General features: G+C 64.6%; 16 protein-coding genes. 11 read left to right on the top strand and 5 right to left on the bottom strand.

Going from position 1 to position 16,833, the window contains the following annotated elements:
* The first annotated feature begins 34 nt into the window (after positions 1-34).
* The 4 genes from AC4D2W_RS00485 to AC4D2W_RS00500 are packed head-to-tail and all read left to right on the top strand — an operon-like array spanning position 35 to position 2,358.
* On the top strand, positions 35-406 hold the full coding sequence (locus tag AC4D2W_RS00485; RefSeq protein WP_490925984.1) for a PadR family transcriptional regulator: 372 nt from the start codon (positions 35-37) through the stop codon (positions 404-406).
* Positions 387-749 (top strand): DUF1048 domain-containing protein, encoded by a 363-nt coding sequence (locus AC4D2W_RS00490; protein ID WP_490924973.1) that lies wholly within the window; start codon positions 387-389, stop codon positions 747-749. Before AC4D2W_RS00485 ends, AC4D2W_RS00490 begins: the two co-directional genes overlap by 20 nt.
* Before the next feature lie 23 nt (positions 750-772).
* Positions 773-1,594 (top strand): ABC transporter ATP-binding protein, encoded by an 822-nt coding sequence (locus tag AC4D2W_RS00495; protein ID WP_490924974.1) that lies wholly within the window; start codon positions 773-775, stop codon positions 1,592-1,594.
* Positions 1,594-2,358 (top strand): ABC transporter permease, encoded by a 765-nt coding sequence (locus tag AC4D2W_RS00500; protein ID WP_490924975.1) that lies wholly within the window; start codon positions 1,594-1,596, stop codon positions 2,356-2,358. Before AC4D2W_RS00495 ends, AC4D2W_RS00500 begins: the two co-directional genes overlap by 1 nt.
* Positions 2,359-2,460: 102 nt before the next feature.
* On the opposite strand, the gene glnA is transcribed toward AC4D2W_RS00500, so the two are convergent.
* Positions 2,461-3,885 (bottom strand): type I glutamate--ammonia ligase, encoded by a 1,425-nt coding sequence (gene glnA, locus AC4D2W_RS00505; RefSeq protein WP_400932819.1) that lies wholly within the window; start codon positions 3,883-3,885, stop codon positions 2,461-2,463.
* Between the two features lie 249 nt (positions 3,886-4,134).
* On the opposite strand from glnA, the gene AC4D2W_RS00510 reads away from it, so the two are divergent.
* Positions 4,135-4,575 carry an RDD family protein gene (locus AC4D2W_RS00510; protein ID WP_490924976.1) on the top strand — a complete coding sequence of 147 codons (441 nt, stop codon included), beginning with the start codon at positions 4,135-4,137 and terminating at the stop codon, positions 4,573-4,575.
* A gap of 103 nt (positions 4,576-4,678) precedes the next feature.
* Here the strand turns inward: AC4D2W_RS00510 and AC4D2W_RS00515 are convergent, their stop codons facing one another.
* The 3 genes from AC4D2W_RS00515 to lipB form a co-directional block, all read right to left on the bottom strand.
* Positions 4,679-5,431, bottom strand: coding sequence for a DUF4191 domain-containing protein (locus AC4D2W_RS00515; protein ID WP_490924977.1), 753 nt, complete (start codon positions 5,429-5,431; stop codon positions 4,679-4,681).
* A gap of 146 nt (positions 5,432-5,577) precedes the next feature.
* Entirely contained in the window at positions 5,578-6,582 is a 1,005-nt protein-coding gene (gene lipA, locus AC4D2W_RS00520) for a lipoyl synthase (RefSeq protein ID WP_490924978.1), read from the bottom strand.
* Positions 6,579-7,301, bottom strand: coding sequence for a lipoyl(octanoyl) transferase LipB (lipB, locus tag AC4D2W_RS00525; RefSeq protein ID WP_490924979.1), 723 nt, complete (start codon positions 7,299-7,301; stop codon positions 6,579-6,581). The genes lipA and lipB overlap by 4 nt, the downstream gene beginning before the upstream one ends.
* 136 nt (positions 7,302-7,437) lie before the next feature.
* Between lipB and AC4D2W_RS00530 the strand changes: the two genes are divergently transcribed.
* The 5 genes from AC4D2W_RS00530 (at position 7,438) to crcB (ending at position 14,325) form a co-directional block, all read left to right on the top strand.
* Positions 7,438-9,069, top strand: a complete 1,632-nt coding sequence (locus tag AC4D2W_RS00530; RefSeq protein ID WP_490924980.1) for a protein kinase domain-containing protein — start codon at positions 7,438-7,440, stop codon at positions 9,067-9,069.
* Between the two features lie 70 nt (positions 9,070-9,139).
* A complete protein-coding gene (locus tag AC4D2W_RS00535; protein ID WP_490924981.1) occupies positions 9,140-9,685 on the top strand; it encodes a GNAT family N-acetyltransferase in 546 nt (181 codons plus the stop codon).
* Between the two features lie 35 nt (positions 9,686-9,720).
* Positions 9,721-13,305 (top strand): S41 family peptidase, encoded by a 3,585-nt coding sequence (locus AC4D2W_RS00540; RefSeq protein WP_490924982.1) that lies wholly within the window; start codon positions 9,721-9,723, stop codon positions 13,303-13,305.
* A gap of 187 nt (positions 13,306-13,492) precedes the next feature.
* Positions 13,493-13,951, top strand: a complete 459-nt coding sequence (locus tag AC4D2W_RS00545; RefSeq protein ID WP_227908751.1) for a fluoride efflux transporter FluC — start codon at positions 13,493-13,495, stop codon at positions 13,949-13,951.
* Positions 13,948-14,325, top strand: coding sequence for a fluoride efflux transporter CrcB (crcB, locus tag AC4D2W_RS00550; protein WP_490924983.1), 378 nt, complete (start codon positions 13,948-13,950; stop codon positions 14,323-14,325). The genes AC4D2W_RS00545 and crcB overlap by 4 nt, the downstream gene beginning before the upstream one ends.
* A gap of 69 nt (positions 14,326-14,394) precedes the next feature.
* Here the strand turns inward: crcB and AC4D2W_RS00555 are convergent, their stop codons facing one another.
* Positions 14,395-15,411: a LacI family DNA-binding transcriptional regulator gene (locus AC4D2W_RS00555; protein WP_490924984.1), complete on the bottom strand. Its 1,017-nt coding sequence runs from the start codon at positions 15,409-15,411 to the stop codon at positions 14,395-14,397.
* Positions 15,412-15,529: 118 nt separating this feature from the next.
* Here AC4D2W_RS00555 and AC4D2W_RS00560 point away from each other — a divergent pair, with 118 nt between their 5' ends.
* The gene (locus tag AC4D2W_RS00560; RefSeq protein WP_490924985.1) at positions 15,530-16,828 is read left to right on the top strand and encodes an ABC transporter substrate-binding protein; all 1,299 of its coding nucleotides are present in this window, start codon (positions 15,530-15,532) and stop codon (positions 16,826-16,828) included.
* Positions 16,829-16,833: the final 5 nt, after the last annotated feature.

Genomic DNA, 16,833 nt, shown 5'->3' on the forward strand with positions numbered 1-16,833 from the left:
AAGTACATGAATGACCAAGTACAGGGGCGGGTTGATGGGTAAGCAGATGACCGAGATGCTCAAGGGAACCTTGGAGGGCATTGTCCTTGCCCTGCTGGCTGTGCGTCCGGCGTACGGCTATGAGATCACGGCCAGGCTGCGGGAACAGGGCTTCACCGACATCGTGGAGGGCACCGTCTACGCACTGCTTGTTCGGATTGAACGGCGCGGCCTCGTCGATGTTGAAAAGGTTCCTTCAGAGAAGGGTCCGCCCCGCAAGGTTTACTCACTCAACGCCCCGGGCCGAAAGTACCTCGAGGACTTCTGGGGATCCTGGGGGTTCCTGGCAGGCCGCATCGAAGTGATCCGCCGGCAGGCAGACCACGGGCAGGAAGAAGGGAACAGTCATGGCCGCAAAATGGATTGAACACGTGACCGGCTCATTTGAAGACAAGAAGCGCTGGCGGCAGTACAAAGCACGCAAGGAACAACTGCCTCCGGGTTACCGCACCGCCATTGACGCGCTGGAGCGGTACCTGATTTACGCCGGTGCCATCGTCAAGGGGGACATGCTTATGCAAATGCTGGAGGATCTGGCGGACTTGGTCGAGCGGGCCGCCGCTGACGAAACCCCCATCCGCGCCGTCGTCGGTGAAGATCCGGTGGAGTTTGCCGAGGCCTTCCTCGAGAACTATACGGACGGCCAGTGGATCAACAAGGAGCGGCTGCGCCTGTACAACACCATCAAAGAGGCAACGGGAGAAATATAGCCGCCTCGATTGGAGTATCGAGCATGACAGCAAACCCAACCACCGTCCCGGTCATCCGGGTTCGCGGGCTGCGGAAGTCCTTTCAGGACCTGCGGGTCCTGCGGGGGGTGGACCTGGACGTCGCTGCGGGGAGCGTTGTGGCGCTGCTCGGGTCCAACGGAGCGGGCAAAACGACGCTGATCCGCATCCTGGCAACCACGCTGAAGGCCGACGCCGGGACGGCCTCGGTATGTGGCTTCGACATCGGCACCGATCCGGGCCCGGTGCGAAAATCCATCAGCCTCACGGGCCAGTTCGCCGCGATCGATGACGTTCTCACCGGCCGCGAGAACCTCATTCTGATGGCCAGGCTGCGCCGGCAGGAAGATCCGAAGGGGACCGCCGACTCCCTTTTAGCCCGGTTCTCGCTCACGGAAGCAGGCAACCGGAAAGCCGCCGCCTACTCGGGCGGAATGCGCCGACGGCTGGACATTGCGATGAGCCTGATCGGGAATCCGCCGGTGATTTTCCTGGATGAGCCAACCACGGGCCTTGACCCTCAGGCACGGATTGAGGTGTGGGAGACCGTCCGGACCCTTGCCGGCGCCGGCATCACGGTACTGCTGACAACCCAATACCTTGAAGAGGCTGAACAACTGGCCGATCGGATCGCCATCCTGCATCAGGGTGTCATTATCCGCAACGGCACCCTCGCGGAACTGCGGGCACAGCTTCCTCCTGCCAAGGTCGAATACCAGCAGAAGCAACCCACCCTCGAGGACGTTTACCTGGCGCTCGTTGGTGCCGGCGGCGCAGGAAGAGGCTCGGACGGGGATGTCTCCCTGCCTGCGGGAGAGGAATCATGATGAGCATGCAAGCTCTGGGCGATACCCGTGCCCTGACCGGACGCTCACTGCGCCACATCCTCCGCAGCCCCGACACAATCGTCACCACAGTGCTCACTCCGGTCATGCTGATGCTGCTGTTTGTCTATGTCTTCGGAGGAGCCATCACCACCGGGTCCGATGAGTCCTACCTCAGCTACATGCTGCCCGGCATCCTGCTGATCACCATCGCATCCGGGGTGGCCTACACGGCATACCGGCTGTTTCTGGATTTGCAGGGCGGAATTTTCGAGCGGTTCACGTCCATGCCCATCGCGAGGTCAAGCGTGCTCTGGGCCCATGTGCTGACGTCGCTGGCGGCGAACCTGATCTCGCTCGCCGTCGTCGTCGGCGTTGCCCTGGTCATGGGATTCCGGAGCGGTGCCTCGGCAGCGGCTTGGCTCGCCGCGGCGGGGATCCTGATCCTCTTCACCCTGGCGCTCACCTGGATTGCGGTGTTCGCAGGTCTGTCCGCGAAGACCATCGACGGTGCCAGCGCGTTCAGCTACCCGCTGATCTTCCTGCCGTTCATCAGCTCCGCGTTTGTTCCCACCAGCACGATGCCGGGGCCGGTTGCGTGGTTTGCCGAGAATCAGCCCGTCACTTCAGTGGTGAATACCATCCGCGCCCTGTTCGCGCAGCAGCCGGTTGGCAACGGAATCTGGGTTGCCCTCGCCTGGCTGCTGGGAATTTTCGGCTTGAGCTACATATTGGGGATCATGAAATACCGCAGCAAATTCAGCTAAGGCGAGGCTGCCGGAACGCAAAGAGCCCGCATGCCCTGCCGGAAGGCGGGGCATGCGGGCTCTGTTGCTCGTCAGCGGAAATACCGCTTCCGGAGCTAGGGCTTAGCAGCCGTAGTAGAGCTCGAACTCATAGGGGTTCGGGCGCATCGCCAGGGGCAGGATTTCGTATTCGCGCTTGTACTCAATCCAGCTGTCGATCATGTCCTGGGTGAACACGCCGCCGGCCTGCAGGAACTCATTGTCGTTCTCCAGGGCAACCAGCGCCTCCTCGAGGGAGCCCGGAGCCTTCTGGATGTCCTTGGCCTCTTCGGGCGGCAGCTCGTAGAGGTCCTTATCGATCGGGTCCGCCGGCTCAATGCGGTTCTTGATGCCGTCCAGACCGGCCATCAGCTGCGCAGCGAAGGCCAGGTACGGGTTGGAGGAGGGGTCAGGGGCACGGAACTCGAGGCGCTTGGCCTTCGGGTTGGAACCGGTGATCGGGATGCGGATAGCAGCCGAACGGTTGCCCTGCGAGTAGACCATGTTCACGGGAGCTTCAAAGCCCTTGACCAGGCGGCGGTAGGAGTTGACCGTCGGGTTGGTGAAGGCCAGGACGGCGGAGGCGTGCTTGAGCAGGCCGCCGATGTACCAGCGTGCGACGTCGGACAGGCCGGCGTAGCCCTTCTCGTCGTAGAACAGGGGAGTGGAGCCGTTCCACAGTGACTGGTGGCAGTGCATGCCCGAACCGTTGTCGCCGAAAATCGGCTTCGGCATGAAGGTGGCGGACTTGCCCCAGGCATCAGCCACGTTCTTCACGATGTACTTGAACTTCTGCAGGTCATCCGCTGCGTGGGTCAGGGTGGTGAACTTGTAGTTGATCTCGGCCTGGCCTGCACCGCCCACTTCGTGGTGGGCGCGTTCGACCTCGAGGCCCGCATTGTCCAGCTCCACGCTGATGGCGTCGCGCAGGTCAGCCTGCTTGTCCACCGGAGCCACGGGGAAGTAGCCGCCCTTGTAAGGGGTCTTGTTGCCGAGGTTTCCGCCCTCTTCTTCGCGGCCGCTGTTCCACGGGGCTTCGATCGAGTCGACCTTGTAGAAGCTGCCCTTGGGGAAGGACTCGTACTGGACGTTGTCGAAGATGTAGAACTCAGCCTCAGAACCAAAGAAGGCCGTGTCTGCGATGCCGGTGGAGGCCAGGTAGGCTTCTGCCCGCTCGGCCACGCCGCGGGGATCGCGGTGGTACGGCTCGCCGGTGCGCGGGTTCACGATGGAGAAGTTCAGAGCCAGCGTCTTCTCGATGCGGAAAGGATCGATGAACGCCGTGGTGACGTCGGGGATCAGCTGCATGTCCGATTCGGCGATGCCCTGGAAGCCGCGGATGGATGATCCGTCGAACAGTTGACCGTTGACGAAGAAATCGGCATCTACGGTTTTGGCCGGCACGTTGAAGTGCTGCTGCACTCCGGGAACGTCGGTGAATCGGATGTCGACGAACTTCACATCTTCGTCAGCGATGAACTTGAGGACTTCGTCCGCAGTTTTGAACATCGGTACTTTGCTCCTTATACACGATTTGATTGGATGACTCCGGACTGCACAGCCCCGGCCGCAGAGCCGGAAACAGCTCCCCGTCAACTCCTTAGAACTGTAGGGCCAGCTAATTTCTCATCCGTGTCGGCCGTGTTTCAGGCAAGTTACGCAACCCGAAGTCTCTCCTCTACCCTAGCGTGAACACTGCCACAGAGGGGCATTGCCGGCCCAAGCGGAGGCTTTCCGGAAGCCGGGTAGTCTTAAACGGTGGTTGACAGAAGAAGCTTAGGTTCGTGGCTGGAAGGCCCTCCCTCCGACGAGAATTCCTGGCCGGGCAAGCGCCTGGGCCGGCCCAAGACGGGTCCCGGCAGCATAGGACGAGTGGGTCCGCGCCTCGGAGCCATCATTATTGACTGGGCCATTGCCTCAGTGATTGGTTATGCGTTTTTTGACGGTTCGTCCGCTGCCGTCCTTGCCATTTTCGCCGTTGAGCAGATTGTGCTCGTTTCCGTGTTGGGCTACGGCATTGGACACCGGGTCTTCAGCCTGCAGGTCCAAAAGTTGGACGGCAGCCCCGCAGGCCCGCTGGCCGCCGTCGTCCGCACGCTGCTGCTGTGCGTGGTGATACCCGCCGTCGTTTTCGACGAGGACCAGCGCGGGCTGCATGACCGCGCCATGGGCACCGTCCTGGTGAAGGTCAAGCACTAGCATCATCAAACACTGAAAACAGGCTGTCCGCGGTTAAACCATGAAGGGCCCCTCCGATGGAGGGGCCCTTCATATGTTGGACAACGTGTGTCCGTGGTTGAGGCTACCGTCCGCGGGAGGCCTTGCGGTCCGGACGGGCCTTGTACGGGTCAATGCCCTTGGGGATCGGCAGGCGTGTTCCGAGAGCGGCCAGGCGCTTGTTGACGGCCTGGACTTCCTGCTTGGTCAGGGCCTTGGGCAGCTTCTTGGCTTTCTTGGCGACCTGGGAAAGGGGCGTCAGATTCTCGCCGCGGCCGGTCTGGATGACGTGCACGGGTACGTTCGGTGCAATGCGGTTCATGCGCCGGCGTTCGCCGTCGGCCAGCGCCTTGGCGCGTCCGGGGGCACCCTCGGTGACCAGGATGATGCCGGGGCGCCCGATGGCACGGAACACTGCTTCCTGGCTGCGCGGGTTCACGGCAACGGGCTGCTCTTCCAGGATCCAGCCCCGGCGCAGGATGCTCAGCGCGGCACCGGAAGCGCCGGGCTGGCCCTCAATCTGCGTAAAGGCGGCGCGTTCGGCGCGGCGGGACAGCACGAAGACAGCTGCCAGCACACCCAGCGGGATTCCGATAATGAGCATCGTGATCCAGTTGTCGATCAGCAAACCGATCAGCAGTGCGACGGCGACGATGCCCAGGAACGTGCCTGCCATCACCCACACCAGGTTGGGATCGTTGCGCCGCGTCATCTTGAAGACGTCGGCGATCTGCTTCATGCGGCCCGGGCCCTTTTTCTTCTTTTCCGCTTTGGGCTTGCGGGAGAAGAGACCGCGGCGGGCGCTCTTGGGTGCGTCGGAATCTGTGCTGTTGGCCATAGTGGTTCAATTCTACGTGATAGCCGCCGTGGGTTTGTCCGTCCACCGCACGGGCAAACGCGGAATTCCGCGGTTCCCGCGAAGCAGGTTCGCGGCAGGCGTACACGCGCCGCTGTGCGCTACCTCAGCCGGCGGCGGTGCGGACATCAACCGCGGGCAAGAATGGAGGAAGCCTCCTGCAGCGTTGAGCCTGAATCCTCGATGTGCGCCAGCAGCGGAGGAAGTTCCAGGCCCTTCTTGCGCATGGCTCCGGCCCACAGCCGTCCGGCCCGGTAGGACGAGCGCACGAGAGGACCGCTCATCACTCCCAGGAAGCCCAGGGCGGTGGCTTCATCGCTCAGTTCGACGAATTCCTGCGGCTTGACCCACCGGTCTACGGGCAGGTGGCGCTCGCTGGGGCGCAGGTACTGGGTGATCGTGAGGAGGTCGCAGCCGGCGTCGCGCAGGTCCCGCAGTGCGCCGGAAATTTCCTCACGCGTTTCCCCCATGCCCAGGATGAGGTTGGATTTGGTGACCATGCCCAGTTTCTGGCCCTGGGTAATGACATCCAGCGAGCGTTCGTAGCGGAAGGCCGGGCGAATGCGTTTGAACAGCCGGGGCACGGTTTCCACGTTGTGGGCAAACACCTCGGGACGGGCATCACAGATCGCTTCGATGTGCTCGGGCTTGCCGGAAAAGTCGGGAATCAGGATTTCGACGCCGGTGCCCGGGTTCAGCTCATGGATCTTGCGGATGGTCTCGGCGTAGAGCCACACGCCCTCATCTGCCAGGTCGTCGCGGGCCACCCCGGTGACGGTGGCGTAGCGAAGGTTCATCTTTTGCACCGAACGGGCCACCTTGACCGGTTCGAAGAGGTCTACGGCTGAAGGCTTTCCGGTGTCGATCTGGCAGAAGTCACAGCGGCGGGTGCACTCGGAGCCGCCGATGAGGAAGGTGGCCTCCCTGTCTTCCCAGCATTCAAAAATGTTGGGGCAGCCTGCCTCCTCGCAGACAGTGTGCAGGCCCTCTTTTTTGACCTCCCCCTTCAGCTGCACGTACTCGGGGCCAATGGCCACCTTGGCCTTGATCCATTCCGGCTTGCGTTCCACGGGTACGGCCACGTTGCGCTGTTCGATGCGCAGCAGGCGGCGTCCTTCAGGGGCAAGAGTCATAGGAGTGCTCCTTTCGACCGTCCGGCTGCGGTGGCGCCGGTTTCCGGTGAGGGGGTGTCCGTGGCCCGAACAGGGTGTTCGCGGACAAGGTGTTCCCGGCGGCGGAAGAGTTCTTCTTCCACCCGGGTCACCAGATCGGCCGGTACAACGGTGCGGCCGGTTTCGGCCGAGATTGAGGTGGTGCCGGCATCGGTGATGCCGCAGGCGACGATCTGGCTGTAGGGAGCGAGGTCATTGCTGCAGTTCAGGGAGAATCCGTGCATGGTGACGCCGTGGTTGACGCGGATGCCGATGGCGGCAATCTTGCGGTCCGGACCGCCGCCCCGGATCCACACTCCGGACCGGCCGGCAACGCGCTCGCCGGTAATTCCGAAGTCGGCAAGGACCGCAATGAGCACGTCTTCGAGTGTGGAGACGTAGTCGGCGATCTTGCTGGGGTCCGGCAGCCGAAGGATCGGATAGCCGACCAACTGTCCCGGCCCGTGCCAGGTCAGCTTGCCGCCGCGGTCCACGGATATCACCGGGGTGCCGTCGAAGGGGCGCTCATGCTCCTCGGTCCGCTTGCCCGCCGTGTACACCGGAGAATGCTCCAGCAGAAGCACCGTGTCCGGTGCCGTACCGGTCAGGACACTCTCATGCAGGGCGCGCTGCCGGTCCCAGCCGTCCAGGTAATCCACGTAATCCGGGGCAAGACCGATGCGCAGGAACTCCAAAGCCATGGGGACAGCCTAGACTGCCGCAGCCGAAGTTCCGACTATGGCCTTGGTCACACTGTCTCTGTGGCCCGGAGCACTGTCGTGAAAGGCATGTGGATAACTTCTGCAGGCAGCCGCAATGGGGGCTAGAACAGAGTCCATGGACAATAAAGGAACGGCCGGAATCCCTGCCCCGCCGGTGGTTGAGCAGGGTTATCAAGCGGGCGGGCTCCTGGGATCGGGGCGCACTGCTGCGGTGTGGCTGACTCAGCGGGAGGGGGACGGTGCCCGCTTTGCGCTGAAAATTCCGGCCGTGGCAGCAGGAGGACCCGGAACCACCTTTGAAACCCGGCGTGAGCTGAACATCCTGACCCGGTATGAACACGCTAACCTCCTGAGCCTGCACACCGTGCTGGAAACGGACCAGGGTCCCGGGCTGCTGATGGAGTGGGCAGCCGGGGGCTCCTTCGCCCGTCTGTCCCGTGCGCGGGGGACCCTGTCTCCGGGGGAGGCTGTCACCGTGCTGGTGGGCATTGCATCCGCACTCGATTATCTGCACGGCCTGAACGTGTCCCACTTGGACGTGTCCCCGGGCAATATCCTTTTCACCGCAAACGGCAAGCCGCTGCTCGCGGATCTGGGCACGGCCCGGCTGTTTGGAACCGGTGCGGGAATATCCGCAGCACCGGAAGAGGACATCTTTGCCTTGGCAGCCGTGGGATGGCTGGCTCTGACGGGACGGGCGCTGCCCCCGGCAGAGCGCCGCTTGCCGCTGGCGGCGCTGGTGCCGGAAATTCCGGAGGCGCTCGCCGAGGCGGTTGACGCCGGCCTGCAGGAAGACCCGGGACTCAGGCCGAATGCCGCCGAGTTCTCCCGCATGGTTTATGCGTCGGCCGCCGCGCAGCCGTTGGACTTGGCGTTGCCCGAGGCAGCAGCCGCTCTTCCCGGGCCGCAGACGCGGCGTGCCCGCCGCGACTCACATCAGGCAGCGGGCAGGGTTTGGAAGCAGTCTGTGAGGTTGCGGCGCGAACCGCACGCGGAAAGACCGAAAGCTTCCCGGCGTCAGCCCAGCCCGCTGGTGCTGGCGGGAGCGGCGGTCCTCGTGGCGGCAACCATGGGGCTGGGAGCTGTTGCCGTGGCGGCACCGGAGATCCTGCAGGGCGAGGGGAGGGAGTCCGCTTCGGGAAAGGAAAATACAAAGGGAGAGAGCGGGGCATCCGGGAATCCGGCGCCGGCAGGGGACGGGACGCAAGCACAGACGGAGGCAGGGGTTGCGGAGCAACAAGCCCCGGAAGCCGCTCCGGGCCAGGCGAACGCTCCGGCACCGGACACCTCCCCGCCGCAGCCGGGACCTATGTCCTTGGCACCCGCCCACAACCAGGACCTCCAGCGGATGGTGCGCGGCGAAGACCCGGTACAGGCCGCTCGGGCACTCGCGGAACTGCGGGCACGGGCCTTTAGCGCCGCTGACCGGGAACAGCTGAACAGCGTCAATGCACCGCGCTCGCCGGCCATGGAAACGGATCAGGAGGAGATCGGCAAGCTCAAGGCATCAGGCACCGTTCTCTCCGGTCTCGGGGTGGAGATTGTCTCGGCCGAGCCGGCCCGCCCCGGTCCGGAAGGGCGGGTCAGCGTTCGGGCAGGAGTCTCCACATCCGCGTACGAGGAACGGGATGCCGGAGGCGGCGTGGTGCGGAACGTGGCTGCGGTGCCCACTCAGGACGTAGTGCTGGTGCTGCTGCGGAGTCCGGACGGGTGGCGTATTGAGGACGTCCTGGCGCCGCCTGCCTGAGACCACCGGATACCTCTGGCCCGGGTTCGGGAGACAGTCCGAAGGAACACGTTTCGGCTAGGTTTGGGAGATGCTGACCCTGGAAACTCCCCGGCTGCTCCTTCGCCCCTACACCAACGACGACGCCGCGTTCGTCCTGGATCTGTACTCGCGCCGGGAAGTTCAGCAGTTCCTGGGCGTTTCTCCGAAACTGATGAAAGATTCCGCCGAAGCGCTGGCTTTGATCGCCGCCTGGAACAGGCTGGACGACGGCACCTGCGGCGTCTGGGCCGTCCAGGTCAGCGACGCCGCGGGTCCGCGGAACCTGGCCGGGACGCTGCTGTTGAAGCCCATTCCGGCGTCCGGGCCCGAACGGAGGCCGTCCGGGGACATCGAAATTGGCTGGCACTTCCACCCGGGCAGCTGGGGAAAGGGGTACGCGCCGGAGGCCGCAGCCGCAGTTTTGGACCATGCACTAGCCCGGGGGCTGCCGAAGGTGGTGGCCGTCATTAATCCTGCCAACGGAGCTTCCCGGCGGGTGTGCGAGAAAATCGGCCTGCATCATCAGGGAATCACGGACCGGTACTACAACGCCGTCTGCGAGCTCTTCAGCACAGAAAAGCCGGCCTGTCCCTGAGCGGCCCGGACGTTCCTGAAAGATAGGATCGCACCATGAGCCCAACTGCGTACCTTCGTTATCCCGATCTGCACGGCGACCTTCTCACCTTCGTGGCCGAAGACGACGTCTGGATGGCTCCGGCCACGGGCGGACGCGCCTGGCGCGTTTCGGCGATGGCGTTGCCCGCACGCAGCCCGAAGTTCTCCCCGGACGGCACCGCCCTGGCCTGGCAGGTGGTCCAGGGCGCCGCTCCGGAGATCGTCACGGCGGATGTGGAAGGCGGAAATTTCCGGCAGCTGACCTTTTGGGGCAGCCAGAGCACCCGTCTGAAGGGCTTCAATTCTGCGGGGCAGGTCATTGCTACTACCTCGGTGGAGCAGGAGGACAATCGGCTGCGGTGGGCTTTCAGCGTGCCGCTGAACGGTTCGGCGCCCACAAAGCTCCCCTTCGGGCCGGTGGAAACGATTGCTGAGGGCCCCGCCGTCGGAGACGAGCGCCCGGTGGTCATCGGCAGCATGCTGACCCGTGAGCAGGCCTGGTGGAAGCGCTACCGCGGCGGTACTGCAGGAAAACTGTGGATCGATTCGGACGGTTCAGGGGAATTCGAACGCCTGGTTCCCGAACTCGACGGCAATCTCTCGGACCCGATGTGGATTGACGGCCGCATCGTGTTCCTCTCCGATCATGAGGGCTACGGCAATCTCTATTCGGTTACGCCCCGGGGCACCGACCTGCGCCGGCATACCGATTTCGACGGCTTTTACGTGCGGCATCCTTCCTCCGACGGGACCCGCATCGTCTTTGAATCCGCCGGACAGCTCTGGCTCCTGACATCGCTGGATGCGCACGCCCAGCCGGTGAAGATAGTCCTTGGCTCGGCGTCCAGCGCCCGCCGCCCGCGGCCGCTGGACGTATCAAAACACCTTGCCGAGGTTGTTCCCGAGGCCACGGGTACGGCCAGCATCGTGGAAACCCACGGCACCCTGCACTGGCTGACCCACCGTGACGGACCTTCCCGTGTTATCCGGGCGGACTCATCCGTGCGCGCCCGCCTGGGCAGGCCGCTGGGGAATTCCCGGGCGGTGTTTGTGGCCGACGACGGCGGCGAAGAAGCCCTTTACCTCAAGGATGTCTTCGCTGATATCGACGTCGCTGCCGCGGCCGCAGAGTCGACGGGGAACCTGGCCCGGGACATGCCCGCCGCGGCACACCGCCCGGAGGCCACCGGCGAAAGCGCCGGCTTTGTCCTGCCCAGCCCGGTGCCCGCAGCCGGGGCGGCCGCAGGCTCGGAAGTCCGGGGTCCGCGCGGCGCCGGCCCCGGGACTCCGGACTTCGAACAGCATCAGGATCCGTTGGCTGGCCCGCGGCAGGCGCCGGGGGCCGGCACCGTTCGCATTGGCTTTGACCGTCCGACCCGGGTCAGCCAGCTGGTACCCAGTCCGGACGGTCGGCACGTGGGCGTGGCGACCGAGTACGGTGAAGTCTTTGCGCTTGATGTCGCTGCGGCGCGGCTCGTCCCGGTAGCTGCCTCCGAGTTTGGAGCCGCTGACCAGCTGGCCTTCTCGCCTGACTCCCAGTGGCTCGCCTGGGCGGAACCCGTCAGCGCCCAGGGCCGGACCAAGATCCGCCTGCGCTCCGTACGGGACGCCGCGGCACCGGTGCTGGACGTGACCGACGGCCGGTTCACCGACCACGATCCGTCCTTCACCACGGACGGCCGGTACCTGGCATTCCTCTCCGAACGCAGCTTTGATCCGGTGTACGACACCCACCGGTTCGACCTGAGCTTCCCGTCCTCCACGAAGCCGTTCCTGGTGGCGCTTGCTGCCGGGACGCCGTCGCCGTTCGGCCCGTCGGTTTCCGGCGGCGGGGTGCCGGCAACCGTGAACTCGGCGGCGGAGGGCACCGCATCGACGGCTGACTCCTCCGCGGATAAGGCGCCGGCCGTGCGGGTGGACGCGGAGCGGATTGGGGACCGCATTATTGCCGTTCCCGTCCCGCAGGGGCGTTACGACAGGCTCCGTGCCGCTGAAGGCGCCCTGCTCTGGCAGGCCACGGACATTTTTGGAGTAACCGGCGACGGGAGGGCCACGGCGGCAGACCGTGACCCGGCATCCCGGCTGGAGCGCTTCGATCTGGCGACGAAGGAAACTGCCGTCCTGGTTCCGGCCCTGGACAGTTTTGAGGTCAGCGGTGACGGCACCAAGGTGGTGGTGCGTCACGACGGCGGTGCGCGGGTGATCCCGGCAGGCTCGAAGGTGGAGGAGGACTTCGCGGAGAGCATCCGCGTTGATCTGGATCGAATCCGCGTCCGGATTGATCCCGTCAAGGTCTGGGGCCAGGCCTTCGACGAGGCCTGGCGCCTGCAGCGGGATTTCTTCTGGGCTCCGGACATGGGCGGACTGGACTGGCAGGGCGTGCACGCCCGGTACCGTCCGCTGGTGCAGAATCTCGGCAGCCATGATGACCTGGTGGACCTGCTGTGGGAAATGCACGGCGAGCTGGGCACGTCCCACGCGTACGTCACCCCGGCGCCGGTCACTGAACAGGGATCAGGAGGTCAGGGATTCCTCGGGGCAGACCTGCGCCCCGGAGTCCGCGGCTGGGAAGTGGTGCGCATTCTCGGTGCGGAGTCTTCCGACCCGCAGGCCACCTCGCCGCTCAGCGCCCCCGGCGCCGACGTTCATCCCGGGGATGTCATCGCCGCGGTCGACGGCGTTCCCGTGCCGCCGGGCGAAGGCCCCGCCCCGCTGCTGGCGGGTGCAGCCGGACGCACAGTGGAGCTGACCATCGTCTCCGCCAACGACGGCGCCCCACCTGCGCAGCGTCGTATCGCCGTCGTTCCCCTGCGCAGCGAGGAGCGGCTCCGCTACCAGAACTGGGTGCACGCGAACCGCCTCATTGTCCGTGAAGCGTCCGGCGGTGCCTTCGGTTACCTGCATATTCCCGACATGGTGGCCAACGGCTGGTCGCAGCTGCACCGGGACCTGGATCAGGAAGCATCCCTGCAGGCCCTGGTGGTGGACATCCGGCGTAACCGCGGGGGACACACCTCCCAGCTGGTGGCGGAACTGATCGGCCGGAAGGTCACAGCGTGGGAAAACCCCCGCGGCGGCCAGCCCTCGACGTATCCGGCTCATGCTCCGCGCGGGCCCGTGGTGATCCTGGCGGATGAGTTCGCCGGCTCAGACGGAGACATCGTCACCCAAACCGCCAAGCTGCGAAGCATTGGTCCGGTGGTGGGCACCCGTACCTGGGGCGGCGTCGTAGGAATTGACGGGCGTTTCGATCTGGTGGACGGCACCGTGGTGAACCAGCCTCGGTTTGCCTACTGGTTCACCGGCGGCGTGGGGTGGAGCGTGGAGAACCGCGGTGTGGAACCGGATATCGAGGTGGCATTCCCGCCGCAGGCCTACGTAGCGGGGGAGGACCCGCAGCTGGAGCACGGCGTGGGAATCCTGCGCGAAATGCTCTCAGAACTGCCCACCGACCAGCCTCCGGCATTTGCGGGCTACCGGTCCCTTCAGCCGGGTCCGCTTCCGCCGCGTCCGCAGGCGGAGCTGGGGCCGGCGATATTGGATGAGGGAACCGTCCCGGGACCAATTGCGGCCTCGGGGTGGGGTCCGGGCATTTCCTAGTTCCCTGGAGTCGGCGGCAGGCGCGGTGCGGGCGTCTGCCGCTCTGGATGGCTTGTCAGCGTTGTCTGCGGTTTGCAGCGCCGGTAAAGTCAAGCAGATGGGTACGTCTCCCGATTCCCCACCAAAGCACCCCGTCGCCGTCGGCGTTTTTACCTGACGCCACGCAGCCTCGGAGCAAGGAATAAGTATGAGTACCGGCACCCGTCCGTCATACCTGCGCTGGGCAGCTATCGCACTCGTCTTTGTCGGCGGCGGATTCGGTGCCGCCAGCCGCGAGGGCCTTTCACTCGTTATCCCAAACCTCGGTCAGGTACCGATCGCCATCCCGATCATCAACGTGGTCGGCGCATTTCTGCTCGGCTACCTCTACGAAGCCGTCACCCGTCTGGACAGCGCGCGCCCCACGGGCGCGAACCTCAAGCTGCTTCTGGGCACCGGATTCTGCGGCGGCTTTACTACCTACAGTTCCCTGGCCACGGACACCGCGGTGCTCTTCCGCGACGGATTGCCGGGCTCCGCGGTGGTTTACGCCCTCGCAACAGTGATCGTCGGCGCCTTCGCCACCTGGGCGGGCATCGCCATTGCGACCGCCGTCAACAACCGCAGCACAGGGCCGCGCAAAGATCAGCAGGAGGATGCGACATGACCCCCGGAATCTTCCTGTTGCTTGCCTTGGCCGGCGGTGTGGGCGCCGTGGTGCGGTTCATATTGGACGGATTCATCCGGGCCCATTCCAAGACGCGGTTCGCGTGGGCGACGACGATCATCAACGTCTCAGGTTCCCTCGTGCTCGGCTTTCTCACCGGCCTCACCATCGAGCACCTGGTGTCAACCGATGTCAGCATCGTGATCGGCACCGGGTTCCTCGGCGGCTACACGACGTTCAGCACGGCGAGCTACGAGACGGTGCAGCTGATGAAAAAGGGCCGCTACGGTGCGTCGTTCGTCAGCGGCATTTTCATGCTCGTGCTTTCCGTAGCCGCTGCTGTGATCGGCCTCTGGGCGGGCGCGGAGCTGTAAAGGCACCGCGTTCGCGCCCAGGCAGGGCCGCGACGGCGAGAGGAAGGGCTTGACCTCAGGCTCGGCCCGTCAGCCCGCAACCGGCGCGGCCGTACTGTCACGGACGACGAGGCGCGTTGCAAGGTCCATCCGGGGGATGGTTTCGAGGGTGCTCTCGCTCATGCGGATCACGAGCCGCGCCGCTTCCTCGGCCATCTCCGTGAGCGGCTGATGCACGGTTGTGAGTGCAGGACTGGACCACTGAGCGAGCTGCAGATCGTCGTAACCGACGATGGACAAATCAACGGGCACCCGGAGCCCGAGGGTTCTGGCAGCCTCGATGACGCCGAGCGCCTGGAGATCGCTTCCCGCGAAGATCGCTGTGGGGCGGTCGGGCAGCGTCAGGAGTTCAAGGGCGATGCTGCGGCCGCCGTCGACCCGGAAGTTGCCGAATCGAACAAAGCGTTCATCGATCTCAATACCGGCCGAGTTCATGGCGGATCGGTATCCGTCGACGCGGGCGAAGGAGCACATCATGTCGTCGCGACCGGTGATCGCGGCAATCCGGGTGTGTCCGAGTTCGATGAGATGGCGAGTGGCAACGAGGCCGCCGGACCAGTTCGCCGACCCGACCGCGGGGACATCGGGGGCCGGATCGCCGGCCGGGTCGATGATCACGAACGGAATGGCGCGGGATTGGAGGGCTGCCTTAGCTTCCGCCGCGAGATTGGCGAAGAGGAGCACCACCCCGACCGGGCGCCGGCGGAGAACCCCGGTGATCCAGGCCGGGGACGGAGAGTGGCGGTCACCTGATTCGGTAAGCACGACGCTCAAATCGTTGGCACGAGCGACATTTTCGACTCCACGGATGATCTCCATGGCCCAGGCTGTCTCGAGTTCGGGGAAAACGAGCTCGATCAATGTGTCTCTGTTGGGCAGGCCCGGGCGTCGCTGGTATCCGTGCTTGCCGAGGAGCTCTTCGATTTTCGCCCGAGTCTGTGCGGACACGTCTGACCGTCCGTTGAGGACTTTCGAAACCGTGGAGAGCGAAACTCCGGCCTCATCGGCCAATTCATTGAGTTTGACCTTGCGACCTGAGTCGGTCATGGGCGTCCAATCTGTATTTGTTGTGGGAAACACTTGCGTTTCACCGTGCCACTGCTAGGCTCACACCACACTAAGTGCTTTCGACGGAAATGTCGAAACTTTCGAGAGGCGTTCAAAGATGAACAAGCACAGTATCAGGAAGCTGCTGACAGTCGGGGCGGCGACCGCAATCGCCCTCGGCGGCCTGTCAGCGTGTGGCTCCGACGGTGGAGCAACAGAAGACGGTGACGTCACCATGACGTTCTGGCATAACTCGACGACGGGCGCCGGCAAGGCTCACTGGGAGAAGACGGTCGCAGCGTTCGAGGAAGCAAACCCCGGCGTTACGATCAACATTCAGTCCGTCCAGAACGAGGAGATGGACGGGAAGCTCCAGACGGCGCTGAACTCCGGCGATGCACCCGACATCTTTATGGCGCGGGGCGGCGGCAAGCTTGCGGATGTCGTTGCGGCCGGCCAGGCCATGGATATTACGGATTCCATCGACGACGCCACCAGGGCCGCTGTGCCCGAAGGTGTTTTGAACGCCTTCGAGGTCGACGGCAAGATTTACGGCATGCCCACCGCCGTGCTGCCCGGCGGCATCTTCTACAGCCAGGACCTCTTGGCCGAAGCGGGCGTCGACACGGCGCCGACGACAATGGACGAGCTCGGTTCCGCCGTCGACAAACTCAAGGCTGCCGGAATCGCCCCCGTCGCCGTCGGCGCCAAGGACGCATGGCCTGCTGCCCACTGGTACTACTTCTTCGCGCTGCGGTCGTGCTCGCAGGACACGATGAACGAAGCGGCCGAGTCGAAGAAGTTTGACGACCCGTGCTGGCTCGAGGCTGGTAAGGAGATGGAAGCGTTCGTGAAAACGGAACCGTTCAACGACGGATTCCTCACCACATCGGCACAGCAGGGAGCAGGCAGCTCTGCAGGTCTCCTCGCGAATCACAAAGCAGCAATGGAACTCATGGGCGCATGGAACCCGGGCGTCATCGCATCGCTGACCCCTGACGAGTTGCCGCTGGAAGACCTGGACTGGTTCCCGTTCCCGGCCGTCGACGGTGGCGACGGCGCCGAGGGTGCCATGATGGGTGGCGTCGACGGATTCACCTGCTCCGCTCAGGCGCCGAAAGAAGAATGCACGGCATTCCTGAACTTCTTCATGCAGCAGGAGTACCAGGAGGACTACGCGGAGGCGTTCCAGACTCTCCCCGCCAACCAGGACGCCCAGGCAGCTGTCACTGATCCGGCGCTCCAGTCGATCCTTCAGGCGTACAACGACGCACCGTACGTTACGGTGTGGCTCGACACCCTGTTCGGCCAGAACGTCGGAAACGCGCTGAATAAGGGCGTTGTCGACATGCTCGCCGGTCAGGGCTCTGCTGAAGATATCGTCTCCGCTGTGAACGACGCAGCGGCCAAGGGATAGCAGCA

This window comes from Arthrobacter sp. TJ-58, assembly GCF_058269295.1.